This is a genomic window from Pseudomonas allii (assembly GCF_055380095.1).
In genome coordinates this window covers 5323121-5349700 of record NZ_AP039450.1, presented here as the reverse complement: position 1 = coordinate 5349700, position 26580 = coordinate 5323121, and the positions used below count along the sequence as shown (strand labels likewise).

General features: G+C 61.7%; 23 protein-coding genes. 11 read left to right on the top strand and 12 right to left on the bottom strand.

The window, feature by feature from the left end:
* Positions 1-68: 68 nt before the first annotated feature.
* The gene (locus ACZ445_RS24485) at positions 69-2018 is read right to left on the bottom strand and encodes an LTA synthase family protein (RefSeq protein ID WP_179028698.1); all 1950 of its coding nucleotides are present in this window, start codon (positions 2016-2018) and stop codon (positions 69-71) included.
* Positions 2019-2218: 200 nt separating this feature from the next.
* Here ACZ445_RS24485 and colR point away from each other — a divergent pair, with 200 nt between their 5' ends.
* The 5 genes from colR to ACZ445_RS24460 all read left to right on the top strand — a co-directional run bounded on the left by colR (position 2219) and on the right by ACZ445_RS24460 (position 5989).
* A complete protein-coding gene (gene colR / locus ACZ445_RS24480) occupies positions 2219-2902 on the top strand; it encodes a two-component system response regulator ColR (protein ID WP_003175870.1) in 684 nt (227 codons plus the stop codon).
* Positions 2892-4172, top strand: coding sequence for a sensor histidine kinase (locus ACZ445_RS24475; RefSeq protein ID WP_179028699.1), 1281 nt, complete (start codon positions 2892-2894; stop codon positions 4170-4172). The genes colR and ACZ445_RS24475 overlap by 11 nt, the downstream gene beginning before the upstream one ends.
* A gap of 188 nt (positions 4173-4360) precedes the next feature.
* Entirely contained in the window at positions 4361-5041 is a 681-nt protein-coding gene (locus ACZ445_RS24470) for a class I SAM-dependent methyltransferase (protein WP_058426799.1), read from the top strand.
* A 4-nt stretch (positions 5042-5045) separates the two neighbouring features.
* Positions 5046-5765, top strand: a complete 720-nt coding sequence (locus ACZ445_RS24465) for a lipopolysaccharide kinase InaA family protein (protein ID WP_058426798.1) — start codon at positions 5046-5048, stop codon at positions 5763-5765.
* Positions 5762-5989, top strand: a complete 228-nt coding sequence (locus ACZ445_RS24460; RefSeq protein ID WP_058426797.1) for a hypothetical protein — start codon at positions 5762-5764, stop codon at positions 5987-5989. The genes ACZ445_RS24465 and ACZ445_RS24460 overlap by 4 nt, the downstream gene beginning before the upstream one ends.
* A 92-nt stretch (positions 5990-6081) precedes the next feature.
* Here ACZ445_RS24460 and ACZ445_RS24455 read toward each other — a convergent pair whose 3' ends face one another.
* From ACZ445_RS24455 to ACZ445_RS24445, 3 genes are read right to left on the bottom strand one after another with little or no spacing between them, the layout of a single operon-like run.
* Positions 6082-7179: a DUF1513 domain-containing protein gene (locus ACZ445_RS24455; RefSeq protein ID WP_058426809.1), complete on the bottom strand. Its 1098-nt coding sequence runs from the start codon at positions 7177-7179 to the stop codon at positions 6082-6084.
* A 2-nt stretch (positions 7180-7181) separates the two neighbouring features.
* Entirely contained in the window at positions 7182-8246 is a 1065-nt protein-coding gene (locus ACZ445_RS24450; RefSeq protein WP_016975505.1) for an imelysin family protein, read from the bottom strand.
* A gap of 31 nt (positions 8247-8277) precedes the next feature.
* Entirely contained in the window at positions 8278-9705 is a 1428-nt protein-coding gene (locus ACZ445_RS24445; protein WP_464707670.1) for a di-heme oxidoreductase family protein, read from the bottom strand.
* A gap of 139 nt (positions 9706-9844) precedes the next feature.
* Between ACZ445_RS24445 and ACZ445_RS24440 the strand changes: the two genes are divergently transcribed.
* Entirely contained in the window at positions 9845-10408 is a 564-nt protein-coding gene (locus tag ACZ445_RS24440; protein ID WP_058426795.1) for an NAD(P)H nitroreductase, read from the top strand.
* A 134-nt stretch (positions 10409-10542) separates the two neighbouring features.
* Here the strand turns inward: ACZ445_RS24440 and ACZ445_RS24435 are convergent, their stop codons facing one another.
* The 7 genes from ACZ445_RS24435 to gap form a co-directional block, all read right to left on the bottom strand.
* Complete coding sequence (locus ACZ445_RS24435) at positions 10543-12681, bottom strand: methyl-accepting chemotaxis protein (protein ID WP_464707669.1); 2139 nt, start codon at positions 12679-12681, stop codon at positions 10543-10545.
* A 139-nt stretch (positions 12682-12820) separates the two neighbouring features.
* Positions 12821-13222, bottom strand: coding sequence for a YbaN family protein (locus ACZ445_RS24430; RefSeq protein ID WP_058426794.1), 402 nt, complete (start codon positions 13220-13222; stop codon positions 12821-12823).
* 148 nt (positions 13223-13370) lie between these two features.
* Positions 13371-13979, bottom strand: a complete 609-nt coding sequence (locus ACZ445_RS24425; protein WP_058426793.1) for a biliverdin-producing heme oxygenase — start codon at positions 13977-13979, stop codon at positions 13371-13373.
* A 134-nt stretch (positions 13980-14113) separates the two neighbouring features.
* Complete coding sequence (locus tag ACZ445_RS24420) at positions 14114-16678, bottom strand: TonB-dependent receptor (RefSeq protein ID WP_058426792.1); 2565 nt, start codon at positions 16676-16678, stop codon at positions 14114-14116.
* Between the two features lie 115 nt (positions 16679-16793).
* Entirely contained in the window at positions 16794-17762 is a 969-nt protein-coding gene (locus ACZ445_RS24415) for a FecR family protein (RefSeq protein ID WP_464707668.1), read from the bottom strand.
* A gap of 74 nt (positions 17763-17836) precedes the next feature.
* Positions 17837-18355: an RNA polymerase sigma factor gene (locus ACZ445_RS24410; RefSeq protein WP_016975497.1), complete on the bottom strand. Its 519-nt coding sequence runs from the start codon at positions 18353-18355 to the stop codon at positions 17837-17839.
* Between the two features lie 214 nt (positions 18356-18569).
* Positions 18570-19571 (bottom strand): type I glyceraldehyde-3-phosphate dehydrogenase, encoded by a 1002-nt coding sequence (gap, locus tag ACZ445_RS24405; RefSeq protein ID WP_464707667.1) that lies wholly within the window; start codon positions 19569-19571, stop codon positions 18570-18572.
* Between the two features lie 221 nt (positions 19572-19792).
* Here gap and edd point away from each other — a divergent pair, with 221 nt between their 5' ends.
* The 4 genes from edd to ACZ445_RS24385 all read left to right on the top strand — a co-directional run bounded on the left by edd (position 19793) and on the right by ACZ445_RS24385 (position 24887).
* A complete protein-coding gene (edd, locus tag ACZ445_RS24400) occupies positions 19793-21619 on the top strand; it encodes a phosphogluconate dehydratase (RefSeq protein WP_058426788.1) in 1827 nt (608 codons plus the stop codon).
* Positions 21616-22572: a glucokinase gene (locus tag ACZ445_RS24395; RefSeq protein WP_464707665.1), complete on the top strand. Its 957-nt coding sequence runs from the start codon at positions 21616-21618 to the stop codon at positions 22570-22572. The genes edd and ACZ445_RS24395 overlap by 4 nt, the downstream gene beginning before the upstream one ends.
* Before the next feature lie 121 nt (positions 22573-22693).
* A complete protein-coding gene (locus ACZ445_RS24390; RefSeq protein WP_464707664.1) occupies positions 22694-23428 on the top strand; it encodes a response regulator in 735 nt (244 codons plus the stop codon).
* A gap of 31 nt (positions 23429-23459) precedes the next feature.
* A complete protein-coding gene (locus ACZ445_RS24385; protein ID WP_201026011.1) occupies positions 23460-24887 on the top strand; it encodes an ATP-binding protein in 1428 nt (475 codons plus the stop codon).
* A 60-nt stretch (positions 24888-24947) separates the two neighbouring features.
* Here the strand turns inward: ACZ445_RS24385 and ACZ445_RS24380 are convergent, their stop codons facing one another.
* Positions 24948-25877, bottom strand: coding sequence for an AraC family transcriptional regulator (locus ACZ445_RS24380; protein ID WP_310863627.1), 930 nt, complete (start codon positions 25875-25877; stop codon positions 24948-24950).
* 328 nt (positions 25878-26205) lie between these two features.
* On the opposite strand from ACZ445_RS24380, the gene ACZ445_RS24375 reads away from it, so the two are divergent.
* Positions 26206-26547, top strand: coding sequence for an antibiotic biosynthesis monooxygenase family protein (locus ACZ445_RS24375; RefSeq protein ID WP_464707662.1), 342 nt, complete (start codon positions 26206-26208; stop codon positions 26545-26547).
* Positions 26548-26580 lie beyond the last annotated feature (33 nt).

The window sequence follows — 26580 nt, the reverse complement described above, 5'->3', positions numbered from 1 at the left end:
TCGTCGCCGGAGAATGGGCGCAAGTGTTACGCCCTTGCCCCGCAGGAGGCAAGGGCCACGCGTGGCGATCAGCGGGCGCTGACGGCGGGTTCTGCGACCTTCGGCGCTTTCCAGCCCAGCAACTGCTGTTTGAAGCCATAGCTGGCGGCTTGGTAGTAGGTGATGGCGCGCAGGATCAGCGGGTCATCATTGCCCACCCGCAGCTCCTGGCTCTCACCCAGGGCCTGATCGTGGCGACGCAAGCCCTGGCGCGGACTGAGGATCGCCAGGTCTTTGCCGTCAAACAAGCCCAGGTGCTGGTAGTTGCCGACCACCACGCGGGGTGGCAGCGGGTTGTCTTGCAGCAGGTTACGACCGAAGAAGGTCGACTCGTAGCTCAGGTTGAGCAGACCGAGCAAGGTGGGCGCCAGGTCGATCTGGCTGGCCAGTTGCGCGGTTTCCCGGGCGTCGATCAGCTTGGGGGCGTAGATGAACAGCGGAATCTGGTAGTTGCTGATGGGCAGGTCTTCCTTGCCGGCGCTGCCGGCCGTGTGGTCGGCGACGAACACGAAGATCGTGTTATCGAACCACGGCTTCTGGCGTGCCGCCTCCAGGAATTCGCCGATGGCATGGTCGGTGTACTTCACCGCGCCGTCGCGGCCGTTACCGGATTTGATATCGATGCGCCCATCCGGGTAGGTGTAGGGGCGATGGTTGGAGGTGGTCATCAGTTGCAGCAGGAACGGCTGCTGTTTTGCGTAGTCGGCATCGGCCAGCTTCAGGGTTTGTTTGTAGAGGTCTTCGTCGGCCATGCCCCAGGCGTTTTTGAATGAGATTTCCGATTCGGGCACGCTGCTCTGGTCGACGACCCGATAGCCGTTGCCGCTGAAGAAGGCATTCATGTTGTCAAAGTAGCCGCGTCCGCCGTAGACGAACACACTGTCGTAGCCGATGGCGGTGAGCTGCTGGCCCAGGCTGGCGAAGCCACTTTCGCGGCCGATGCGCTTGACGATCGAACGCCCCGGTGTCGGTGGGATCGCCAGGGTGATGGCCTCCAGGCCTCTATCCGTGCGGGTGCCGGTGGCATAGAAGTTATTGAAATACAGGCTTTGCTTGCGCAGCGCATCCAGGTTGGGCGTGAGGTTGCGCTCGTCGCCGTTGCTGCCCATGTATTTGGCGCTGAAGCTTTCGATGGTCACCAGCACGATATTGGGTGTGCGCGGCGTGCCGGGGTTGTCGATGGCGCGGCGGATATCCAACGGGTCCTTGTCGATAAAGCGTGCGTTGGGCTCACTCAGTTCGGCGCGCAACTGTTTGGCGACGACATCCGCGGGCAGGCTTTTGTAGAACTGGGTGTAGTCCAGTTCGTTGTTCCGGAACGCGGCGAAAAACTGATACGGGCCATTGCTTGCCAGCTCGTTCTTGTAGGCGTTGCCGCCTTGGGCGCGCGGGCTGTCCTGACTGATCAGTTGCAGGCTGAGGCCGGCAACGACCAAAAGACCCAGGGCGTTGACCAAGCGACCCCGCATTGCCGGCAGCGGTGCATTCATCGCGGCGTTGAACGGTTTGCGCAGGGCCAGGCTCAACACAATGGCGAGCATTGCCAGCAGGCTGAGCAACTTGCCGATCGGGTAGGACTCCAGCAGGTTGTTCAACACCTCATCGGAGTACACCAGATAATCGACGGCGATAAAGTTGAAGCGCACGCCGAATTCATCCCAGAACAACCATTCGGCGACCGAGGTGAACAGCATGGCGAACAGGCTGACGGTCAGTACCGCCTGCAGGAACCAGCGGTGACCGCGACGGCGCCAGAGGGCGGGTGGACATAGCAGCAGATACAGCCCCAGTGGCAGTGCCGCGTAGGCCAGGAAGCCGAGGTCGTACAGCAGGCCCACGCCAAACACCGGCAGCAGGTTGCCACCGACTTCATCCAGGTGAGTAATGAGCAACACGCTGCGCGTGAGCAGGAACACAACCAGCCAGGCACCGGTGACCAACAGCAAATAGCGCATAGGCGCTGTTTTGAGAAACCCCATGTCCAACTTCCTTATATCGATGGGCGCGATCTTCGCCCTGACACTGTAGTCAGTTTGTGAAGCTATAGTGAAAATCTCGTTCAACTAAAATATCGGTTGAAAACCTTTATCGACGGCCCTTGCGGGTCTATCCCTGAGCCACACTTGGCCTTAAGCTGCGCGAGCCAACACGGCCGTTACCGCGTACGGAGACACTGCCCATGCGAATTCTATTGGTTGAAGACAACCGCGATATTCTGGCCAACCTGGCCGATTACCTGGGGCTCAAGGGCTACACCGTGGACTGTGCGCAGGACGGTTTGTCGGGCCTGCACCTGGCCGCCACCGAGCATTACGACCTGATCGTGCTCGACATCATGCTGCCCGGCATCGATGGCTACACCCTGTGCAAGCGCCTGCGTGAAGATGCCCGCCGCGACACGCCGGTGATCATGCTCACCGCCCGCGACCAACTGGATGACCGGCTGCAGGGTTTCAAGTCCGGCGCTGATGATTACCTGCTCAAGCCGTTTGCCCTGTCGGAATTGGCCGCCCGCATCGAAGCCGTGCTGCGCCGTGCCCAGGGCGGCGGTCGCCGTGCCCTGCAGGTCGGTGACCTGAGCTACGACCTCGATACCCTGGAGGTCACCCGCGAAGGGCGCCTGCTCAAGCTCAACCCGGTCGGCCTGAAACTGCTGGCGGTGCTGATGCAGAAGAGCCCGCACGTGCTGCGCCGCGAAATTCTCGAAGAAGCCCTGTGGGGCGACGATTGCCCCGACAGCGACAGCCTGCGCAGCCACGTTCACCAATTGCGCCAAGTGATCGATAAGCCGTTCGCCAAGCCGTTGCTGCAAACGGTGCACGGTGTGGGTTATCGCCTGGCCGAGGGTCGTGATGGAGTTTAAGCAAAGCCTTGCACAGCGGATCATCATCGCCTTTGCCTTGATGAGTGCGTTGGTGGCGGGGGCCTTCGCCATGGGCATCGTCGCGACGGTGCACCTGGTGGAAGAGAAGTTGATCTCGGCGGGCTTGGGCGGCGACTTGCAACGCCTGCTGCTGATGGACACCGTCGAGGACTGGCGGCACCGGCCGGAGCCGGACCAGCTGTTTTATTTCAGCGGCGGCCCCGGCGACTTCGAGTTGCCCAAGGACCTGCGCCACCTTGAGCCCGGTTTCCATGAAGTATTCCGCGAGGCGCTGTCGTACCACGCCATGGTCGAAGTGGTCGATGGGCGGCGCTACGTGCTGTTGCAGGATCAAAGTGATTTCGAAGAACGCGAGCGCGTGTTGTTCGCCGTGGTGCTGGTGGGCTTTGTGCTCAGCCTGGCGCTGGCGGTGTTCCTGGGTTGGGTGCTGGCCCGCAAGGTGATGGCGCCGGTGGTGCGTCTGGCCCGCCAGGTGCGTCACCGCGACCAATTGCTCGGCCTGGCCCCGCCCTTGGCGCCGGATTACGCGGCGGATGAAGTGGGCGAGTTGGCGGTGGCGTTCGACGCCACGCTGGGACGGCTACGCCAGGCGCTGTCCCGTGAACAGCTGTTCACCAGCGACGTAAGCCATGAACTGCGCACACCCTTGATGGTACTGGCCAGTTCCTGTGAGTTGTTGCTGGAAAACCCGGCTATCGATCAGCGCGGGCGCAACCAGGTCTTGCGCATTGCGCGGGCCTGCGAAGAAATGCGCGAACTGGTGCAGACCTTCCTGATGCTGGCCCGTGCCCAGCACAACGACGCGGCGATGTCGCCCCAGGTCAGCCTGACGCAGGTGGCCGATGATCTGCTCGGCATCTGGCGCGAGCCTATCGAGCACAAAGGCCTGGAGCTGATCTACCAACCCGGCAACCCGCTGGATACACGCTATAACACCACCTTCCTGCATGCCGTGATGGGCAACCTGCTGCGCAACGCCCTGCACTACACCGAGCAGGGTTTTATCCGACTCACCCTGGAGCCGAGCGGATTTATCGTGGAGGACAGCGGTGTCGGTATCCCCGAGGACAAGCGCGAGGCAATGTTCGAGCCGTTCGTACGCGGCAGCGAGAAGCGCGGTGAGGGCCTGGGGCTGGGGCTGTCACTGGTGCAGCGTATCTGCGAGAACCAGGGCTGGAGCGTCAGCCTCAGCACCATGGAGCCCAACGGCTGCCGCTTTCATGTGCAATTGAGTCAGGTCAACGCCTGACTCCACCCCCTGCCGCTATCCTGCCAGAGATCCCGGTAATTCGGCGAAGATGGCCCCATGCTATCGCTTGTGTCTGTAAAGTCTTGAAATGTATGGGATTGGACAGGACAAGTTTTTCACAACGGGTTGACCTGTTGATCACAGTACGGTGCTTAAGGTTGTAGGCATCAGTTACTGGAGATCCGTTGATGTCTGACCCGATCAAGCTCGAATTTTCTGAAAAGTACGACGACGAGCACGCCCAGGAATATTTGCTCAAGCATCAGGACAATCTGGCACGCCGGTTGTCCCACAAACGCGACGAGCAATTGGCCCGGGGTGCGCTGGCGATGGCGGGTGAGCCTGGCCTGGTGCTGGACTTGCCGTGCGGTGCGGGGCGTTTCTGGCCCTTGCTGGCAGAAAAGCCCAACCGCGTGATCATCGGTGCCGACAATTCGGCGTCCATGTTGAAGGTGGCGATGGCCGCCCAGCCCGCCGATGTGGTGAAACGGGTACGGCCCTTGCAGACATCTGCCTTTGATATTGATCTGCAAGATAACGCGGTCGACAGCATTTTCTGTATGCGCCTGTTGCACCACATTGGTGACCCGGCGCATCGCATGGCGCTATTGCGGGAGTTTCAACGCGTTACCCGTGACAGCGTGATTATTTCGTTATGGGTAGACGGCAATTTCAAGGCCTGGAAACGCAAGCGTCTTGAACAGCAACGTCGCGTAAAAGGTGAGCAGGAAGGTTACCAAAACAGGTTTGTGTTACCGGCTGCTACTGTTGAAGCAGAATTTGAGGAAGCCGGTTTTCGTGTTCAGGAATCCCTGGACTTCATACCGCTCTACGCCATGTGGCGAGTGTATGTATTGCGCAAGAGGTAACAGGATGGCAGTTGAGTGCTTAGCAGGCAGTCATGTAGCGCCCGAAGAACGCTTTGATTATTTCTGGCGCCAGCAGGGCGAGTGGGTCGAAGAGCCCAACCTTCGGCGTGGTGGTGAAAGCGGTGTGCAGCGTGTGATCAGCGCCAACGGCCGCTTGCTTTACAGTAAACGCCAGACCGGGCACATCTACCGCAGTTGGCTTCATCCGTTTGGCCGCCCGACGGTGCTGCGCGAGCGCGACGCCATCAAGGGCCTGCGTTTGCTGGACGTTCGCGTGCCGGAAATGGTGTTTTGCGAAGCACGCCGTGACCCCGAGCACCAATGGAAGGCACTGTTGGTCACCGCCGCCCTCGACGGTTTCGACGAAATCGAGAACTGGTACGCCGCCGGTGGCCGCGAACAATACGGCGAGCAGGTGCATGAGCGTGTACTCAAGGAGCTGGCCGGCACCTTGGCGCGCATGCACAAGGGCCGATGGCAGCATGGCTGCCTTTACATCAAGCATATCTTCGTGCGGGTAACGGGCGAGGGTGACTCGGCCAACGTCGAAGTGGCGCTGCTGGATTTCGAGAAATGCCGCCAGCGCCTGACCGCTTATCGGGCCGCCTCCCATGACATGCTGCAATTGCGCCGCCATTCGTCGTGGAACGATACCGACTGGAAGAAACTCAGCTACTTTTACGAGACGGCGTTTGGCAGCGCTATCAAGGGTTTAACCAGATGAAGCTAGAAATAGCACGAGGTCTGTTCCTGGTCGGGGCGCTGGGCATCGCAGCCTTGGCGCTGGCGGCGTGGGAACAGCCTCGCACACAGGTGCTCAGTGCAACGCAGGGTGGCGCGCAATGCCTATTGCCGCGCGTTGCCAAAGCGAGCACGGCGGCCAAACCTGATCATGAGTTGTTGCTGTTCATGTTTGGAATGTCTCAAGGGATGAGGCCACAGAGTTGATGAGTTTAAAACCAAAATGAATAGGCCTCGCGTTGCGAGGCCTTTTTTTTTGGTTGGCATCCGGCTCGTGTCGGGTGAAAAGCGACGCGAACTCAGATCAGATGCAGATGGTTATCCCAGAGCCCTGCCGGCAATTCCAGCGGCTTTGCGACCAACTGTTTCTGGCGACAATCGTAGAACCGGCAACGGCCCTGGCCCGACGTCACGACAAACCCATCCTCGACCGCGCCCACGCCGGCACAGTCGGGCAGCGGTCCATCCAGGCGCAGCTCGCCGCTGTCCATGTCCCAGATAAAGAAGCGATTGCCACGCGGCGCGGTCAACGCCACCAGGCGCAATTCACTGTGTACCGCCACGCTGGCGGTGTAGTGCCCCATCGCCTGCAATTGCTCGTCGGCCACCGGAAACGCCACGAACGGCTGCCCCGGACGCTTGATCGCCAGCAACTCGGAGCGTTCCTGGGACGGTCCCATGAACTGTTGCCCGGTGAGGATGGTGCCATCGCTGGCGATCCCCATATGGCGCACGCTGTTCATCTGCTGGCCGAGGGTTTCCTTGCTGATCAAGCTGCCGTCGCGCTGCATCAGCACCAGGCTCGGTTCCATGGCGTCGAGGTTCATCTCCACGCGGCTTTCGGCTTCGGTACGAATGCCGCCGTTGGCCACCACCAGGGTCTCTCCGTCGGGCATCCACGACACCTGGTGCGGGCCGATGCCGTGGGTGGAGATTTCGCCGCTGTGCACCAGCCGCTCGCCTTCGAACCGGTACACACCGAGCAAGCCACGGCCGGGGTCGGCTGTGTCGTTCTCGGTGGCGTACAGCCAGTCGCCACTCTTGTGGATGACCGCGTGGCCATAGAAGTGGCGGTTGACCTGGGAGGTGATGGTTTGCAGCAGCGCGCCATCGCGCAGGTCGATCAGGTAACTCTCGGTGCCCGGGCGACGGGCGACAAACAGCGCAATCGGCAGCGTCGGGTGGTTGATGATGTCGTGGCAGCGCTGGCCGACCTGGGTGGCAAACACCGGCTTGCCGTCCAGGCGATAGCCCACGGCGTAGTGCTTGCCGTCTGCATCATCCCGCGCCGAGAGCAGCAGCGGGCCCTTGTCTTTGCTTTTGAACAGCGTCCAGCCACCCAGTGTGAGAGCACTGAGCAGCACGCTGCCGATGGCCAAAGCCTGTCGCCTGAGCATCATCAGTCACCGTCGTTGGCGTTAAAGCCCAGTTGGATGCCCAGCGCCTTGGCCAGTTCGCCTTCGTGCAGGCGGTGGACGACGTTGAGGCTGTCGTAGATATCGTTGAGCTGCTGGCGCCCGGCGTCATCGGCCAGCAGTTCATTGAGGGTGCGCTGGTTGCTGGCAAACAGTTTCAGGGACGCGGCATAGGCAGCGTCGATCTTGTCGGCCAATGGCTTCTGCTCGGACGGCAGCAGGCCACGCAGGCCTTTGTTGTCGACGCCGACCCACACGGTCTGGGCTGCCGCGAGGCTGGCTTCGAGGCTTTGCAGGGACGACTGGCTGCGCCATGCGTCGGCTTGGAACGGCTGTGGGATGCCCTTGGTCTGGCGGCCCATCGGTGTGCCGAGTTTTTTCTTCAGGGTGTCCAGTGCGGTGACCTGCACGCGCAGCAGATCGGCAATGGCTTCGTGGGAGTCGGCGTAGCGCTGGTTGGGGAACTTGGTCATCTGCGCCAGCATGCCGTCGGTGCTGTTCCAGCTGGCCAGGATCTCTTCGGCCAGGGCCTTCTGACGGTCACCGATGGCGACCAGCAGCGGGCAGTAACGGGCCTTTTGTGCGTCGTCGGCGATGTCGGTCTTGGCGTCGTAGAGGATGTATTCGTAGGCGGACAGGCCTTGCACCACCACGCTGGACTTGGCCAGGGCGGCGCCGTCGATCTGCGGCTGGCTGGCGACCAGTTGCTCGACCTGACGGCCGACCAGGTTCTTCTTGTCCGGCCAGAACTGCACCTGCCACGAACGGTTGCCCTCGGCCAGCGGCCCGATCAGCAGCGGTTGCAACTCGGCCCAAGCCTTTTGTGCATGCAGGAAATCGGCACGCGCGGTGTCCAGGCTCTCCTTGCCCTGGCAGTAGGCCAGCGCACTGACGGCCAGCTGTCGGTCGGCTTCGACCCAGCGGCTGTAGGTCGGCAGGATCACTTGCTTGGCGATGGCCGCAGAGGTCACTGCTTGCGGGTCTTGCGGCGAGCAGGCGCCAAGGGCGAGGGCGGCCAGGCTGGTGAACAACAACTTGGGACGGAACATGTCGAGCTCCCTTCTATAAGTGGGGCGAAGCTTATAAAGAATTCAGGAACGCCAGCAACGCAGCACGCTGCTCGGCATTGAAGGACAACACATGCTGCTGCGCCGCTTGGGCTTCACCGCCATGCCACAGCACGGCTTCGAGCAGGTTGCGGGCGCGGCCGTCATGCAAGAACTGGGTATGGCCACTCACGGTTTGCGTCAGGCCGATGCCCCACAACGGCGGCGTGCGCCAGTCGCGGCCACCGGCCTTGAATTCTGTGCGGTTGTCGGCGAGGCCCGCTCCCATGTCGTGCAACAGCAGGTCGCTGTAGGGGCGGATCACCTGGTTGGCCAGTTCAGGTTCGGCGGCATTGGCGGCCGTGGTGAACGCTGGTGTGTGGCAACCCTGGCAGCCGGCTTGATAGAACAGGTTTTTACCGGCCAGCACCTGCGGCGTGTTGACGCCACGGCGCGCGGGTACCGCCAGGTTGCGGGTGTAGAACAGCACCAGGCGCAGGATGTTGTCGCTGACTTCCGGCTCGCCATCGGGGCCATTGCCGTTGGGGGCCTGTCGGCAGGCGACTTGGGCATCGGTGCAGTCATCAAAGGGTCTCAGGGACGTGGTGAGACCCATATCACCAGAGAACGCGTGAACATTTTGTTGATTGAGGTTGGGTTGCCCGGCTTTCCAGCCAAAACGCCCGAGCACGGTTTTTTGCTGGGCGTCGTCCCAGACCCAATTGGCACGGCCGACGATGGCGTCCTTGTCGGCGGTCTTCGGGTCGGTGTTGCGCAGGATATCGGCGTCGCTGATGGCCTCGAGCAGGCCCAGGCCGATCATCGGCGGGGCGATGCGCGCAGAAAAGCGCGTGTCGGGATGCATCGGGCCGTAGCCAAGCTGGGTGATCTGCAGGTCGGGCTTGCGCAACTCGACCACCGTACCGTCCTTGAAGGTGACGTTGACCGGCGTGTAGTCGACCCGCACCTTGCCTTCCGGCGGCACGCCCGGCACCGCCATGTCCTGCAATTGCCCGCCGTAGACCGGCTCGGGCACCACGCCAATCTGCTCGATGGCCTTGGCATAGGCGGGCGTATCCGGAATCGACAGGCGTACCAGCATCGACACCGCGTTGGGCGCATCGGGCAGCGGCGGGTGACCACGGCCGTCTTTTATATGGCAGTTCTGGCAGGCATTGGTGTTGAACAGCGGGCCCAGGCCATCACGCGCGGTGGTGGTGGACGGTGCAATCACCCAGGGGCTGCGAAAGAAGCTGTTGCCGACGCTGAAGTCCAGGCGCCGGGTCGGCGACAGGTTGGCCGAGGGCAGGGAAAATGCGTTCTGGTCGCGCTTGTTCACCGTCGCAGCGCCGCCCGCCCGTGATTCACCCGGCTCGGCCTTGGTAAACCTGGGCGCGTCATCGCAGGCGGCCAGGCTCAGGGCCATCAACGCTGCTGACAGGCGAAGTAACGAACGGAACATCGAGTTTCCTGGGCGACGACGAAAAATAAGGTCGCAAAGTCTAACAGGGCAGGGCGCAATGAATAAGAGCAATTATCGTTTGGTGGCAACCCGATTCATTCCCGCTAGAATGACCGCACATTTTTTCTGGAGGTGGCCCATGCAGGCTCTCGACGCTTTGCTCAACCGTGTTTCCGTGCCACGCCTGCTGGAACCGGCACCGACCCAGGAGCAGCGCGACGTGCTGTTCGCCGCCGCCATGCGTGCGCCCGATCACGGCCAACTGCGCCCTTGGCGTTTCCTCACGGTTGAAGGCACTGCCCGCGAGCAGATGGGCAGCTTGTTGGCCGAAGCGGCCCGGCTGCAAGACGCCGATGCACCGCAAGCGGTGATCGACAAGGCCCAGAACGGTCCGCTGCGCGCGCCGTTGGTGGTGGTGGTGATTGCCCGTTTGCAGGAGCACTTCAAGGTGCCTAAGTCTGAGCAACTGTTGGCTGCTGCCTGTGCGGCCCATGGCATTCTGCTGGCCGCTTACGCTCAGGGGATTGGTGCGGTGTGGCGCACCGGTGAACTGTCTTACTCGGCCCACGTCGCCAAAGGCCTGGGGCTGACGGCGGATGAGGAGGTGATTGGCTTCCTGTACCTGGGCACACCGCAGAACCCGCCGCGTACCGCGGCTAAAGAAGACCTGACGCAGTTTGTCAGTGCCTGGACCGGTCTCTAAATCCAAAGTGATCAAACTGTGGGAGGGGGCAAGCCCCCGATGTGGGGGGGCAGCTACAGAAGCGTTGACTGGCACTCTGCTATCGGGGGCAAGCCCCCTCCCACATTGGAACTGTGTTGTTTTTGAGATTGGGTTTACACCCTGAACTGATCCATCAACTTCATCTGCTGGCTGGCCAGTGCATTGAGTTGGCTGCTGATGGCCGCCGATTCGGTGGCCTGGCCGGTGAGGGTTTCGGTCACGGTACGGATCGCCGAGACGTTGCGGTTGACCTCTTCGGCCACGGCGCTCTGCTGTTCGGCGGCGCTGGCGATCTGCAGGTTCATGTCGCTGATCACGGTGACCGCATCGCTGATCTTGCCCAAGGCCTGCACCGCCTGATGGATCTGCCCGGCATTGTTCTGGGCCTGGCTCTGGCTGGAATGCATGGTCGCCACCACGCCACGGGTGCCGCTCTGGATGCGTTCGATCACCAGGCGGATTTCCTCCACCGAATCCTGGGTGCGCTTGGCCAGGTTGCGCACTTCGTCGGCCACCACCGCAAACCCTCGGCCGCTTTCACCGGCGCGTGCCGCTTCGATGGCGGCATTGAGGGCCAGCAGGTTGGTCTGCTCGGCAATGCTGCGGATCACTTCCAGCACTGAACCAATCTGCTCGCTGTTGACCGCCAGGGCTTCGACTTCGCCCACGGCCTTGCTGACTTCCTCGGCCAGGGTGGTGATGTCGCGGGTGCTCTGCTCAATGATCGACATGCCTTCCCGCGCCGACTGGTCGGCACCGCGTGCCGCGCTGGCGGCATTGGAGGCGCTGTTGGCCACGTCGTGGGCGGTGGCGCTCATTTCGTTGGACGCGGTGGCCACCTGGTCGATTTCGCGGAACTGCACCTGCATGCCTTCGCTGGTCTGGCGTGCGATCGCTGAAGACTGGTCTGCGGTGCCGCGGGCTTCGGTGATGCTTTTCTTGATCTGGGCGATGGTCGGTTGCAGCTTGTCGAGGAAGCGGTTGAACCAGTTCACCAGTTCGCCCAGTTCATCTTTCTTCGCGTAGGCCAGGCGTTGGGTGAGGTCGCCGTCACCGCTGGCAATGTCCTTGAGCATGGCGGCCACGCTGTTGATCGGCCGGGTCACGCCGGTGGCGGTCAGCCAGATCAGCAGCAAGCCAAGCAGACCGGCGGCAGCGGCCACCAGCAGTGCCTTGAGGGTGCCGGCCGCCTGGGCTTTATCGAGTACCCCTTGCAACTTGACGTTATCGGCGAGCATCACCGCTTTCGGCAGTTTGATCACTACGCCCCAGGATTTGGCGTCGGCAATCGGCTTGACCGGGTAAACGGCGCGGATGGTGTCGTCCTGTTCGCGGATCATGCGGTTGTCAGTGGCCAGCAGCTGCACGATTTCCTTGCCCTCGGCGCCGAGGGTGTCGACCAGGTTCTTGCCGACTTTGGCGGGTTCGCCGCTGTAGGCCGCGATCAGACCGGTGCTGGAGAGAATTTCCAGGTGTGCGGCGCCGTTGAACAGGTCTTTCTGTGCCGCGTCGGCGGTTGCTTGCAGGGCGGTGAGGGCGATGTCGACACCGACGACGCCGATGAGTTTGCCCTCCACGATCAGCGGCGAGGCGATGGTGGTCATCAGTACCTTTTTGCCCGCCACCGTATCTTCATACGGGTCCAGCAGGCAGGTATTGCGGGTGTCCCGTGGGCAGGTGTACCAGATGTTGTAGGGCGTACCGTTGAGGGTGAGGCTGGTCTTGTTCAGGTCTTCTTCAACCATGATGGTGTTCAAGCCTTCACCGCCGGCACGGCTCCAATAGCTGGAGAAGCGCCCTTTTTCGTTGGAGACGCGTGCCTTGTCATCGACGAATTCGCTGTCTTTGCCGTCGAGGCCGTTGGGTTCGAATGACAGCCAGAAACCCAGCACTTTGCTGTTGCGATCGAAGGTGGTTTTCAGGCTCTGGTTGATTTCTTCGCGCAGCGCGCCGGCTTCCAGGCCACGCTTGCTGGCCATGCTGCGCAAATCCTTGATCTGGTCGGCCAGCGCGGTCAGCGCCATCAGGCTGTCGCCGAAGGTTTTCTGCAACTGGCCCGCTTGCTCGGCGGCCCTGGCTTGCAGCAGTTGTTCCACGCTGGCGGTGAGCATGCGCGAGCTGGAATCGCTGACCAACAGGTCATTCTGGTTGGTGTTGTAGATATTGATGCTGACGACCAGCGCTATCACCCCCAACAGGCAAAGGCCGGACAGCAGCACGATTTTCAGGCGGATGGAGAGGGTATTGAACATAGGCTCACTCGCGAATGGAGTTGTTGGAAGGCACGCAGTGCAGGCCAAGTCCTTTCAGCGCTATGTCTGAAACATCGGCGTAACAAATTTATTCATGAGCAGCAGGCGATGAGCGGTAGGAAAACGCCTACAGCCAGCGTTACACGGGCTGTGCGAGTCGTTCGGGGCGAGACCAGATCCACAGGTTGCCCAGGCTCATCCCGGCAATGGCCAGGTAGATCGGCCAGCCGTGGTCGAGCATCACCAGCATCAGGATGGCGCACAGCAGCATGCTCACGGTGGCGCTGACCTTGGCCCGGCGCGCAATGATCTTGCCGTTGCGCCAGTTGAGCAGGATCGGCCCGAACAGCCGGTGGTTCTCCAGCCAGGCGCTGAGGCGTGGCGAGCTTTTGGTGGCGGCCCAGGCGGCGAGCAGGATGAATTCGGTGGTGGGCAAACCCGGCACCACAATCGCGATCAACCCAATGCCCAGGCTGACATAGGCCAGCAGGCCGAAGAGGAACCGGGCGATTTTCGAGGTGGAAGGGGTTTTGCGGGTCATGGTTTATTTGAAACGTCGCGAAGTGAGCGTCAACTGTGGGAGGGGGCTTGCCCCCGATGGCAGTCGTTCAGTCACTGTAGAGGGTGATTGGTACTCAGCTATCGGGGGCAAGCCCCCTCCCACAGTTGATGGCATTTCAATCTGGATGTCAGGCCAATTCAGGGGCGCTAGCGTACGCCTGTTCCAGCAATACGGTGAAGCGTACAAACGCGTCGATCGCGCCTTTTTCCACGGCGGCTTCTTCTTCGGCGCTGAATTCCAGGGCGTCGAGGGTGCGAGTGAAGCTTTTCCAGCCCTCGGCGCGACCACCGGCCGGCTCACCCAGGTGACGGGCACCGAAGGTTTCGCTCAGGCCCAGGCCCACGGCACGCTTGATCAGGAACGCAGCGCCCAGCTTGGAGCCTTCGGACACGAACAGCCAACCCAGGGCTTCGGCCTTGCTCGGGTTTTTCACCGCGCCGGCGACCGGTGCAGGTACATCGGTGTCCAGGTCGCCCAGGTCCAGTTTGGCGGCTTCGGCGCGGCAACGTGCGGCCAGGTCCGGCACGATCTTGATCAGTTCGGCATCGTTGTACAGGGCCACCAGTTCCGATTGGAACAGGTACTGCGCCACCACGAAACGGGCGAAGTTGGCTTGGGTTTCAAACGGGGCGTGGGCTTTGACCAGTGCGTCCAGCTTGGTGTGCGGCTCGTTGGTGATCTGGTTCAGGCGTTGGGAGCGCAGGCTTGCGCGTTCTGCGGTAGGGGAAGCGGTCATGAAAAAGTCCTTGAGAAGGGATGCGCCTTAGTGCCCGAAAGAGAGCTGTTATCAACTAGACGAACAAGAAGACGCGGCACAGTAAAAAATCCTCACCCCGTCGATGAAATTTCGACGAGGTGAGTAGGGCGGTGCTAGATGTCCCAGATCACGTTGATCGCAAAGTTGCGGCCGGGCTGGGTCAGGCGGTCGAGGTTGGCCGGGCCGGTCACGGCGGCTTCGCCGACGCTGTCGTAGCTGCGCACGTCGTCCCAGTTCCAGTACTTCTTGTCGGTGAGGTTGTAGAGGCCGCCGTTGATGGTCACGTCGTGGGTGACTTTGTAGAAGGCGGTCAGGTCGACCACACCGAAGCCTGGGGTCTTGAAGGGGCCGCTGGTGTCGCCGTCCGGCGCGTGGAAGGTCGTGCTGTCGACGCGATCCTGCTTTTTCACCAGGGTCCAGCTCAACAGGCCACCGTAGTTGTCCTGTTCGTAGCCCAGGCCGAAGACGCCCTTGAGCGGGTTGACGCTGTTCAGCGGCTCGCCGTTATCGTCGTTGCGGCCGTAGGCATAAGACACCGAGCCCTGGGTGTAGAGGCCTTGCGGCGCACCGAAGGCGTCCAGGTTCAGGCGGCCCTTGGCTTCGGCGCCTTTGATGGTGGCGCGCTTGATATTGATGGCCTGGAACTGTTCCAGGCTGCCGCCGACAACGGCGTTGTCTTCGTCAATAAAGTCGCGGTATTTGTTGTAGAACACGGCGATCTCGAAGGAGCCTTCGTCGAACTTGCCGCGAATGCCGGTTTCGACGCCTTTGCTGGTTTCCGGCTTGAGGTCGGGGTTCGGTTCGACGGTGTAGCCCAGGTTCAGGTTTTCAAAGCGGCCGTACAAGGCCTTGGCGGACGGCGTACGGAAACCTTCGGCGTATTGGCCGAACCAGGTGTATTGATCGGTCAGGGCATAAGTCAGGCCAAACTTGGGCGTCACACGGTGCCAGGTTTTTTCCTTGTCGCTCACCGGGTCCGCGCCTGTCGGGTTGACGGTGTTGAGGAACTCCTGGGTCAGCTTGGGTTTGAGCTGGGTGTAGTCGTAGCGTACGGCGGGCAGGAAGGTCCACTTGTCCCAGGTGATCTGGTCCTGTGCGAACAGCGAGTACGTGTTGATGGTCGGATCGGGGAAGTCGCTGGACTTCTTCACGCTGTCGCTGGCAATTGGGCTGGGTGCACCGATGGCGGTGCATCCACTGCCCACGGCCACGCAGGTCGCGCTGCCCTCGCGCGAACCGGTGACTTTTTGCTGCTTGAGGGTGGTGCCGTAGGTCACCTGGTGGTCGGTTTCACCGAGGCTGAATGCTTTGTCCAGCTGGGCGTCGAAAATCCACTGTTTTTCCTGGTAGAGCGTGTCGCGGGTGCGCAGGACACGACGGCCTGACTGATAGATCTCGGCGGTGGTCTGGTCGGTCTTGGCGATCTGGTAGTTGAGGCTGGTCTTGATGCGGTCGGCAATCGGTGACTCGAGGGCAAAGCTGTTTTCCAGGCCGAAACGTTCACGGGTAATGGTGTCGTTGCCACGACGATCACGGTAGAGGTTGAAGCCTCGGCCGCCGATGAACGGGCCGCCTACGGCGTTCTTCAGGTTGACGTCGCGATCATCCTTGTACTTCTCGTAGGTCAGGCCCAGGCGGTTGTCATCGCCATAGTTCCAGCCGAGCTTGGCCAGGATGTTGGTGGTGCGCGCGTCCTCGGGGTTGGCGCCGGTGCGGGCCAGGCCGGTGGCGTTGTTGCCGTTGTAGGACTCGGTCTCGTGGCCACTGCGCTGGCTCAGGTGCAGCAAGCCATCGAAGTCCTGTACGCGGCCGGCGACGGTGCCCGAGGTCAGCCAGCTTTCGTCGGCGGAGCTGTAGCCGGTCTTGAGGCGGGCGCCGACATCCTGGCCGGGCTTGATGATGTCGTCCGGGTCGAGGGTGAAATAACTCACGGCGCCGCCGATGGCGCTGCTGCCATACAGGGCGGAGGCCGGGCCACGCAGGATCTCCACGCGCTTGACGATCTCCGGGTCGACGTAGTTGCGGCGGGTCTTGGCGTAGGGGCCGTTGAAGAAGTTGTCGGGGACTTCCACACCGTCCACCTGGGTGAGGATGCGGTCGCCGTCGATACCGCGGATGTTGAAGCCGGCGTTACCGGAGCGGGTGCCCGCGCCGCCGACCGAGACGCCGGGCTCGTAGCGCACCATTTCGCGGATGGTGTTGACGTTCTGGCGGTCCAGTTCTTCGCGATCCTGCACGCTGACGGTGCTCGGTACGCTGTTTACATCCTGCTCGTTGCGGGTGGCGCTGATGGTCACCTGTTGCAGGTTGAGGGTGCTGCCCGCCGTGCGCTTTTCCAGGACGATGTTGCTGCTGCTCAGCTTGCGGTAGCTCAGGTTGGTCCCCACCAACAGCCGGTCCAGGGCTTTTTCCGGCGGCAACGGGCCGCGTACGCCAGGGGACGACACACCCTGGGCCAGTTCCGCCGGCAGGCCGACCTGCCAGCCTGTCACGGCGGTAAAGGCGTTGAGCGCGGAGACCAGCGATTGCTGCTCGATGCTGAAGTTGTAGTTGCCGTGGCTGCGTGGGGCAGGTTCGGCGGCGGTGGCGGTCATCATTGGCGCACCGGCCAGCAGGATGGCGGCCGTCAGCAAGGACAGGACGGGCGAAGAGGACCGGCGGTTGAAACAAGAGGACATCGAGAGCGCTCCGGGGTACGAATCTTATAGTTGCGAACTGAATCAAATAGGAATCAGTTGCATTGGCTAAGACGAGACGTACCACCGTCGGCTATCGAGTAAAAATAATTCTCATTTAGTTCAGGATCACCAGTGCCGGGTATTCCGACAGCCTGGCCGAGGTGATGTGGGCCAGGGAGCGCACCACGTCCAGCGGCTGGTCGAGGCGGTAATTGCCGGTGACGGCGACGCTGGCGAGTTGGTCGTTGGTGTTGACGATCCAGCCAGGGTAATAGCGGCGCAGTTCGGCCAGAACTTCACTCATCGGGCAGTTTTCGAAGATCAGCCGACCTTGCACCCACGCCAGGTCCTTGTTGGCGTCCAGTTTGGCGGGCGGGCCGAAACCCTTGGGTCCGATGCGGATACTTTCACCGGCCGTCAGGCGCACGCGGGCATCATCGAAGGTATTGCTCAGGTCGACATCGCCACGCTGCACCTGCACCTGTGCTTCGCCATTGAGGTAGCGCACGGCGAAGGCCGTATCGCGCACGCTGGCACGTACGGGGCCGGCGTCGATCTCCAGGGGCAGGCCATGGTTGGGCTTGATGTCGAAAAACGCCTCGCCCTGATACAGGCGGGCGATGCGCTGATGGTCCTTGATACTGCTGGAAAACGCCGAGTTGGTGTTGAGCAGCACCTTCGAACCATCGTCCAGTTGCAGGCGCTGGCGTTCACCCACCACGGTGAGGTGATCGGCTTGCAGGCGCACCGGCAGGTTGCTGAAGCTGAACAGGCCGATCAGCAACACGGCGGCGGTGGCCAAAGGTTTCCAATGGGGCTTGATCCGCCGCCAGGCGCTGGGCTTGCGCGGTGCTGCCAGGGCCACTGCGGCGCTGTGCACTGGCGCGCCACCCCAGGCAGCCTGGGCCTTGGCGAAGGCGTGGACGTGAGCGGGATCGCTGGCCAGCCAGGCTTCGAATTCGGCCTGCTGCCCGGGCTGCGGGCACTGCAAGGCGATCAGCCAGTCAAGGGCTTGGTCCATGGCCGCGTCTTGCAACACCTCATGAGCCAGCTCATGGGGGCGCAGTTTGTTCGGGTCCGTCACGGTGTTCCTCGGGTCTTCGCCACGTTCTATTCAACTTTCCTACAGCTTGGGGCGACGTTTCTGTCGGGTGAAGCTTAAGGCCGATCCAGTCGTTCGGCCACACCTACACAGATGGCCATGATCAACTTCAGTTCCTTTTGCACGGTGCTCAAGGACACTTCCAGCTGATCGGCAATCTCCTGGTAACTGCAACCGTGCAGGCGGCTGAGGATGAAGATCTGCTGCTGGCGGGCGCTCAACTGGCCCAGGCTGACGCTCAGGGCCTCCAGCATTTGCTCGGCCTGGGTGGCATCTTCGGGCGTGCTGATGGGGGCGGCGACGCTTTGCAGGACATCCAGCGGGACATCTTCCTGCAACGTACGGGCCTGGATCCTGCGCGCGCGCAGATGATCCAGCGCCAGGTTGCGCGCGGTTTGATAGACGAAGGGTTCAAGGTGATCGATCGGCCGCTCGCTGAGGGCCCGGGTGACGCGCAGGTAGGTTTCCTGCAACAGGTCCTCGGCGGTGCTGTGGTTATTCACCATCCGCTGCAAGGTGCGAAGCAGAATCACCCGTTGGGTGAGAAAGACGTGGTTGAAGCGAGATTGGCTCACAGTGCTACCAGACCGATTTGCAGTTAATGATAATGCTTATCATCAACTCAAATGGCAAGTGGCTATTTTTCTTACTGCGCGACACAAACCAATGTGGGAGGGGGCTTGGCCCCGATGGCAGTGGATCAGTCACAACATAAGTTGACTGGCCCGCCGCTATCGGGGGCAAGCCCCCTCCCACACAAGCCCCTTCACAAGGCCCGCACAACTCACATTACTCGGCGTTGCACAGTGCCAGGCAGTTATCCAGCATACGGTTGGAGAAGCCCCACTCGTTATCGTACCAGGCCAGCACTTTCAGCAATTTACCGCTGACTTTGGTGTGATTGGCATCGAAGATCGACGACAGCGGGTTGTGGTTGAAGTCACTGGAAACCAGCGGCAAGGTGTTGTAGCCGAGGATCTTCGAGTGCTGGCTGGCTTCTTTGAGCAGCGCGTTGACTTCTTGCGCCGTGGCTTCTTTCTTCAGTTGTACGGTGAGGTCCACCAGCGACACGTTGATCACCGGCACCCGTACCGCCATGCCGGTCAGCTTACCCGCCAGCTCCGGCAGCACCAGGCCTACCGCTTCGGCGGCGCCGGTCTTGCTCGGGATCATGTTCTGGGTGGCCGAACGCGCGCGGTACGGGTCGGTGTGGTAGACATCGGTCAGGTTCTGGTCATTGGTGTAGGCGTGGATGGTGGTCATCAGGCCGCTTTCGATACCCAGCTCGCGGTGCAGCACTTGAGCCACAGGCGCCAGGCAGTTGGTGGTGCACGAGGCGTTGGAGATGATCTGGTGGGATTGACGCAGAATGTCATGGTTGACGCCGTAGACCACGGTGGCGTCCGCGCCCTTGGCCGGTGCCGAGATGATCACCTTGCGCGCGCCGGCGGTAATATGGGCGGCAGCCTTGTCACGTTCGGTGAACAGGCCGGTGCATTCGAACACCACGTCGATCTTGTGCGCGGCCCAGGGCAGGTCGGCCGGGTTGCGAATGGCACTGACGGCAATCCGGTCGCCATTGACGGTCAGGCTTTCCTGATCGTGGGCGACCTCTGCTTCGAAAGTGCCATGTACGGTGTCGTATTTGAGCAGGTGGGCATTGATCGAACTGTCGCCCAGATCGTTGATGGCGACGATCTGCAAATCCTGGCGGTAGCCTTGGGTATACAGTGCGCGCAGGACATTACGGCCGATACGGCCAAAACCATTGATTGCGATACGAAGAGTCATTGGAAAGTGCCTGTCGTCGATTTGTTGTAAGAATTACAAGATTATTCGCATAAAAATAGAAAACAAGCCTTTTTAGTGGCAATATTTTGTTCAATCTACAACGAGTGACCTGAATCAACTGGTCCGATGATCCAAACGACTCCCTGCCATCCCATGCGCTGCGGGCGTTTGATCAGCATAGACACTCAGGTCGCCACATCCGTTAGCCTGGAGTTCTACACATGCATCCCCGCGTCCTTGAGGTCACCGAACGGCTTATCGCCCGCAGCCGCGCCACCCGCGAGGCTTACCTTGCGCTCATTCGCGGCGCAGCCAGCGACGGTCCGATGCGCGGCAAGCTGCAATGCGCCAACTTTGCCCACGGCGTGGCCGGTTGCGGCACTGAAGATAAAAATAGCCTGCGCATGATGAATGCCGCCAACGTGGCAATTGTTTCGTCATATAACGACATGCTCTCGGCGCACCAGCCGTACGAACATTTCCCTGAACAGATCAAGAAAGCCCTGCGCGAAGTCGGCTCGGTCGGCCAGTTCGCCGGCGGCACTCCCGCGATGTGCGACGGCGTGACCCAGGGCGAGCCCGGTATGGAGCTGAGCCTGCTCAGCCGTGAAGTCATCGCCATGTCCACGGCGGTAGCGCTGTCCCACAACATGTTCGACGCGGCCTTGATGCTGGGCATCTGCGACAAGATCGTCCCCGGCCTGATGATGGGCGCGCTGCGCTACGGTCACCTGCCGATGATCTTCGTACCGGGCGGGCCGATGCCGTCGGGCATTTCCAACAAGCAGAAGGCCGATGTGCGCCAGCGCTACGCTGAAGGCAAGGCCACCCGCGAAGAGCTGCTGGAGTCGGAGATGAAGTCCTACCACAGCCCCGGCACCTGCACCTTCTACGGCACCGCCAACACCAACCAGTTGCTGATGGAAGTCATGGGCCTGCACCTGCCGGGCGCCTCGTTCGTCAACCCGTACACGCCGCTGCGTGATGCGCTGACCCGCGAAGCCGCGCACCAGGTCACGCGCCTGACCAAGGCCAACGGCAACTTCACGCCAATCGGCGAGATCGTCGACGAGAAATCCATCGTCAACTCCATCATCGCGCTCAATGCCACCGGCGGCTCGACCAACCACACCCTGCACATGCCGGCCATCGCCATGTCGGCGGGCATCATCCTCACGTGGGACGACATGGCCGACCTTTCCGAGGTGGTGCCGACCCTGTCCCACGTGTATCCGAACGGCAAGGCCGACATCAACCACTTCCAGGCGGCGGGCGGCATGTCGTTCCTGATCCGTGAACTGCTCGAAGCCGGCCTGCTCCACGAAGACGTCAACACCGTGGCCGGCAAGGGCCTGAGCCGCTACACCCAGGAACCGTTCCTGGTCGACGGTGAGCTGATCTGGCGCGACGGCCCCATCGAGAGCCTCGACGAAAGCATCCTGCGCCCCGTGGCCCGTGCGTTCTCGCCCGAGGGCGGCTTGCGCGTGATGGAAGGCAACCTGGGGCGTGGCGTGATGAAAGTCTCGGCCGTGGCCCTCGAGCACCAGATTGTCGAAGCACCTGCCGTGGTGTTCCAAGACCAGCAGGACCTGGCCGACGCGTTCAAGGCCGGCCAGTTGGAAAAAGACTTCGTCGCGGTGATGCGCTTCCAGGGCCCGCGCTCCAATGGCATGCCCGAATTGCACAAGATGACCCCGTTCCTCGGTGTGTTGCAGGACCGTGGCTTCAAGGTCGCGCTGGTAACAGATGGGCGTATGTCGGGCGCGTCGGGTAAGATCCCCGCCGCGATTCACGTCAACCCCGAAGCCCAGAGCGGCGGGCCACTGGCGCGGGTGCGCGATGGCGATATCATTCGCGTGGATGGCGTGAAGGGCACCCTGGAGCTTAAGGTGGACGCCGAAGAATTTGCAGCGCGCGCGCCTGCCACGGGCCTGTTGGGCAATAACGTGGGGGCCGGTCGCGAGCTGTTTGCATTTATGCGCTTGGCCGCAAGCTCCGCAGAGCAGGGCGCCAGCGCCTTTACCTCTGCCTTGGAGACGCTTAAGTGAAGTTAGCGCTGGTCGGTGACATCGGGGGCACCAATGCCCGTTTTGCGTTGTGGCGGGATCAGGAACTGCATTCGATCCGCGTGCATGCCACGGCGGATCATTCCAGCCCTGAGGCCGCTATCAAGGTTTACCTCAAGGAGGAAGGCCTGGAAATCGGGGACATCGGCGCGGTGTGTCTTTCCGTCGCTGGTCCGGTGAGCGGAGATGAATTTAAATTCACCAACAACCACTGGCGCCTGAGCAAGACTGCGTTTTGCAAGACATTGCAGGTGGATGATCTGCTGTTGGTCAATGATTTCTCGGCCATGGCCCTGGGCATGACCCGCCTCAAGCCCGACGAATTCCGCGTGGTCTGCGAAGGCACGCCGGAGCCGTTGCGGCCTGCGGTTGTGATCGGTCCGGGCACTGGCCTGGGGGTCGGTACATTGCTGGACTTGGGCGGTGGCCGCTTTGCGGCGCTGCCGGGGGAAGGCGGGCATGTCGACCTGCCGCTGAGCAGCCCTCGGGAAACCCAACTGTGGCAGCATATCTACACCGAGATCGGGCATGTCAGCGCTGAAACCGCTTTGAGCGGTGGTGGGTTGCCGCGTCTGTACCGGGCGATTTGTGCAGTCGACGGCCATGCGCCGGTACTGGAAACGCCCGAAGCCATCACGGCCGCCGGCCTGGCCGGTGACACGGTGGCGATGGAGGTGTTGGACCAGTTCAGCATCTGGCTGGGCCGCGTAGCCGGTAACAATGTGCTGACCACCGGAGGACGCGGTGGTGTGTACATCGTGGGCGGGGTGATACCGAGGTTTGCCGACTTCTTTATCCACAGCGGTTTTGCCAAGAGCTTTGCCGACAAAGGCTGCATGAGCGACTACTTCAAGGGCATTCCGGTGTGGTTGGTGACGGCGCCGTATTCCGGGTTGACCGGGGCTGGCGTCGCGTTGGAACAGGCTTTTGCATAGGGAATGATGGCCTCATCGGGGGGCAAGCCCCCTCCCACATTTGGAACGCATTCCAATGTGGGAGGGGGCTTGCCCCCCGATGAGGCCATCAATAACACCCCATAACAACAAGGAGGACCCCGTGAGCGTAATCAGTAAATCGATCCTCCTGGTCGACGACGACCAGGAAATCCGCGAATTGCTGCAGACCTACCTCAGTCGTGCCGGTTTCCAGGTGCGTGGCGTGCCGGATGGCGCGGGGTTCCGCCAGGCGATGAACGAGGCGCCGTGCGACCTGGTCATCCTCGATGTGATGTTGCCGGACGAAGACGGTTTCAGCCTTTGCCGCTGGATCCGCCAGCACCCGCGCCAGGCGCAGGTGCCGATCATCATGCTCACCGCCAGTTCGGACGAGGCCGACCGTGTGATCGGCCTGGAGCTGGGCGCCGACGACTACATCGGCAAACCCTTCAGCCCTCGCGAGTTGCAAGCGCGGATCAAGGCCTTGTTGCGCCGTTGCCAGTTCGGCCAGGAGCGCAGCAGCGGCGGCGAAGTGCTGGTATTCGATGAGTGGCGGCTGGATATGATCAGCCACCGCCTGTTCCATGTGGACGGCGAAGAAGTGATCCTCTCCGGCGCCGACTTTGCCTTGCTCAAATTGTTTCTCGACCATCCGCAGCAGATCCTCGACCGCGACACCATCGGCAACGCCACCCGGGGTCGCGACCTGATGCCGCTGGATCGCATCGTCGACATGGCCGTCAGCCGCCTGCGCCAACGCCTGCGCGACACCGAAAAGCCCCCTCGTCTGATCCGCACCGTGCGGGGCAGTGGTTATCAACTGGCAGCCAGCGTGGTTGCCGGCAATGTCCACTGAGCATTTGACCGAACACCGCCGGCGTTTCCCGGTGCCGCGTTCGCTGCTGGGGCGCATGCTGCTGCTGACGCTGCTGGCGGTGCTGTTCGCCCAGGCGCTGTCCAGCGTGATCTGGGTCTCGCAATTGCGCGCCACCCAGCTCGAAGGCCTGGTCACCAGCGCCCGCAGCCTGGCGCATTCGATGACCGCCAGCGTGAGTTATTTCCGTTCGTTGCCGGTGGCCTACCGCCCGCTGGTGCTCGATCAACTGCGTAGCATGGGCGGCACGCGTTTCGTGGTGACCCTCAATGACCGGCCGCTGGACATGGCCATCCTGCCGCAGACCCCGCGCAAACAGGCGGTGCTTGAAGCGGTGGATGAGGTGCTGAAGCAGACCCTGGGCGCCGATGTGCATATGTCGGTGGAGTTCGTCAGCGCCGAAGACCTGCGCATCTTCAATGCCGGCCTGAAACTCGATGAGCTGCCGCGTTCCTGGGCCCACTACGCGCTAACCCTGGAACCGGTGAACCCGCCGGTGCTGGTCACCCAGATCCAACTGGCCCAGGGCGAATGGCTGTACATCGCCTCGCTGTTGCCCGAGCCCTACACCAGCCTTGAAGAGCAAGGCCTGCCGTCCCAGCAGGTGTGGTTCATCGTGTTGACCAGCGGCTTTTTGCTGTTGTTCATCGGCCTGCTGGTGCACTGGCAAAGTCGACCGCTCAAGCGTTTGGCGCGGGCGGCGCGGGATATGTCCCTGGGGGCCGACGTGGAACCGGTGGCCGAAGGCGGTGGCAGCGAAGTGGTGGAAGTGGGCCGTGCCTTCAATGCCATGCGTGAGCGTATCAGCCGCTACCTGACCGAGCGCAGCCAGTTGTTCAGTGCGATTTCCCACGACTTGCGCACACCGATCACCCGCCTGCGCCTGCGCGTGGAACTGCTGGAAGACGAAAACCTGCAAACCAAGTTCGGCCGCGACCTGGATGAACTGGAGTTGCTGGTGAAGGGCGCGCTGCAATGCGTGAAGGACACGGATATCCACGAGAACATCGAGCCGGTGGACCTCAATCATGTTCTCGAATGCCTGGTGGAGCCTTACGTGGCACCCAACGGCAACGGCCGGGTCACGCTGGACGGTGCTGCCCTGGCGGCGTATCCGGGCAAGCCGCTGGCGCTCAAGCGCTGCATCGGCAACCTGATCGACAATGCCTTGAAGTATGGGCAGAACGCCCATCTGCACATCGAGGACGATGGCGCGGAGTTCGTCCTGCATGTGGACGACGAGGGGCCCGGCGTGCCGGAGCAGCGCCTGGAGCAAGTCTTCGAGCCACACTTCCGCCTCGCCGGGCAGCAACAGGGTTACGGCTTGGGCCTGGGGATTGCGCGCAACATTGCGCACAGCCATGGCGGTGAAGTGAGTTTGCAGAATTTGCGTGAGGGTGGCTTGCGCGTGACCCTGCAGCTGCCGCGCGGATTAGACTGAACACAAGCGGTCCCAGTGTGGGAGGAGGCAAGCCCCTCCCACATGTTGATCGTCATTGGCTCAGATGCTCTGGCGCAACCGGGCCAGGTCGCGCAACGGCGGTGCGCCAAACAATCGGCTGTACTCCCGGCTGAATTGCGATGGGCTTTCATACCCCACGCGATACCCGGCTGCCGACGCTTCCAAGCCTTCGGCAATCATCAAGCGCCGCGCCTCCTGCAAGCGCAACTGCTTCTGGTATTGCAACGGGCTCATGGCGGTGATCGCCTTGAAACGGTGGTGCAGGGTCGAGACGCTCAGGTTCACTTCCTTGGCCAGGTCATCGATGCGCAGCGGTTGTTCGTAGTTGCCGTTCAACCACTTGATCGCCTGGCTGACCCGATGGCTCTGACTGTTGGCCACGGCGATTTCATACAGCCGATAGCCCTGCGGCCCACGCAATAATCGGTAAAGAATTTCGCGGTTGATCAACGGCGCGAGCATGGTGATGTCTTTCGGCGTATCCAACAGGCGGGCCAGTCGCAGTACGGCGTCCAGCAGTTGGCTATCAATGCGGTCGACGTACATGCCGCGAGAAGTCGGGCGCGATGGCACGCCCATCGGGCCGGCCTCGGCAATCAGCGCCGTGAGCTGCGCCGGGTCGATGTTGATGCGCACCGACAGGTTCGGGTCCTCCGGCGTAGCATCGATGATCCGCCCGGCCACCGGCATCGCCACCGAGAACACCAGGTAGTTGAGCGGGTCGTAGGCAAAGATCTCGTCGGCCAGGCGCACTTCCTTGCTGCCACTGGCGAGGATGCACAGGGCCGGTTCCACCAGCACCGGCATGAAGTCGCGCGGGGTGTTGTGGCGGTTCAGAAACAGGGTGGTGATGGCCGTACCGTAGGAACCGTCCTCCCAGGTATGCCGGTGCACGATGCTGGCCAGTTCGGCGCGCTGTTTTTCCATCTCGGCGTCGAGGGGGATGGCTTTATGTTCGGGCGACGACATGGAACGTCCTCTACGGGCTACTTCGATGGGTTCAGCTTAGCGGCGGCTTTTCAAACAGTGTTACGTCGATTCTGCACAATCCTTGCCTGATCCTGCGATACATCGTGAATCAGGCAATCACGGCACCTGTCATCTCCCTGAAACAAGGGGTTGGGCCCTGGAATAAAACCGCTGTGCCAGACGTCCTCCCTACGCTTCTCGCAGGATTGTGCAATAAGCCGACAGGAATTGACTAACCGCGCGACTACCCGCGCCGTTATCTTTGATCCTGTGGCAACACGCCCTCACAGTGCTTGCCGAGCATCACTTCTCAACGGGAGAGTCGAACATGTCCACCCCCATTCCCGCGAGCCATATGGCCTTTATCCGCGCCCGCAGCGGGTGCAGCACCGAACTCGGTGCACGCTTGAGCAGTTTGATCGAACCGGGCGGCCAGGCTCAGGGTTGCCTGCAATTCTCGTTGCAGCATTCCCAGGTCGATCCCGATGTATGGTTGATCTCCGGTTTCTGGAGCAGTGAACAGGCCATGAGCGCCTACTTCAATTCTCCAGCGCTGATGATCTTTACCGAGCTGTTGAACGACATGGTCGTGCGCAGCATGGACTTCCAGACCTTTACCGATGCATCCGCCGCACACGCCTACGGCGAGTACCTGCAACTCGCCAGCTGAAGGTCTAGAATGGCCGACTTTCCATTGGCCAGG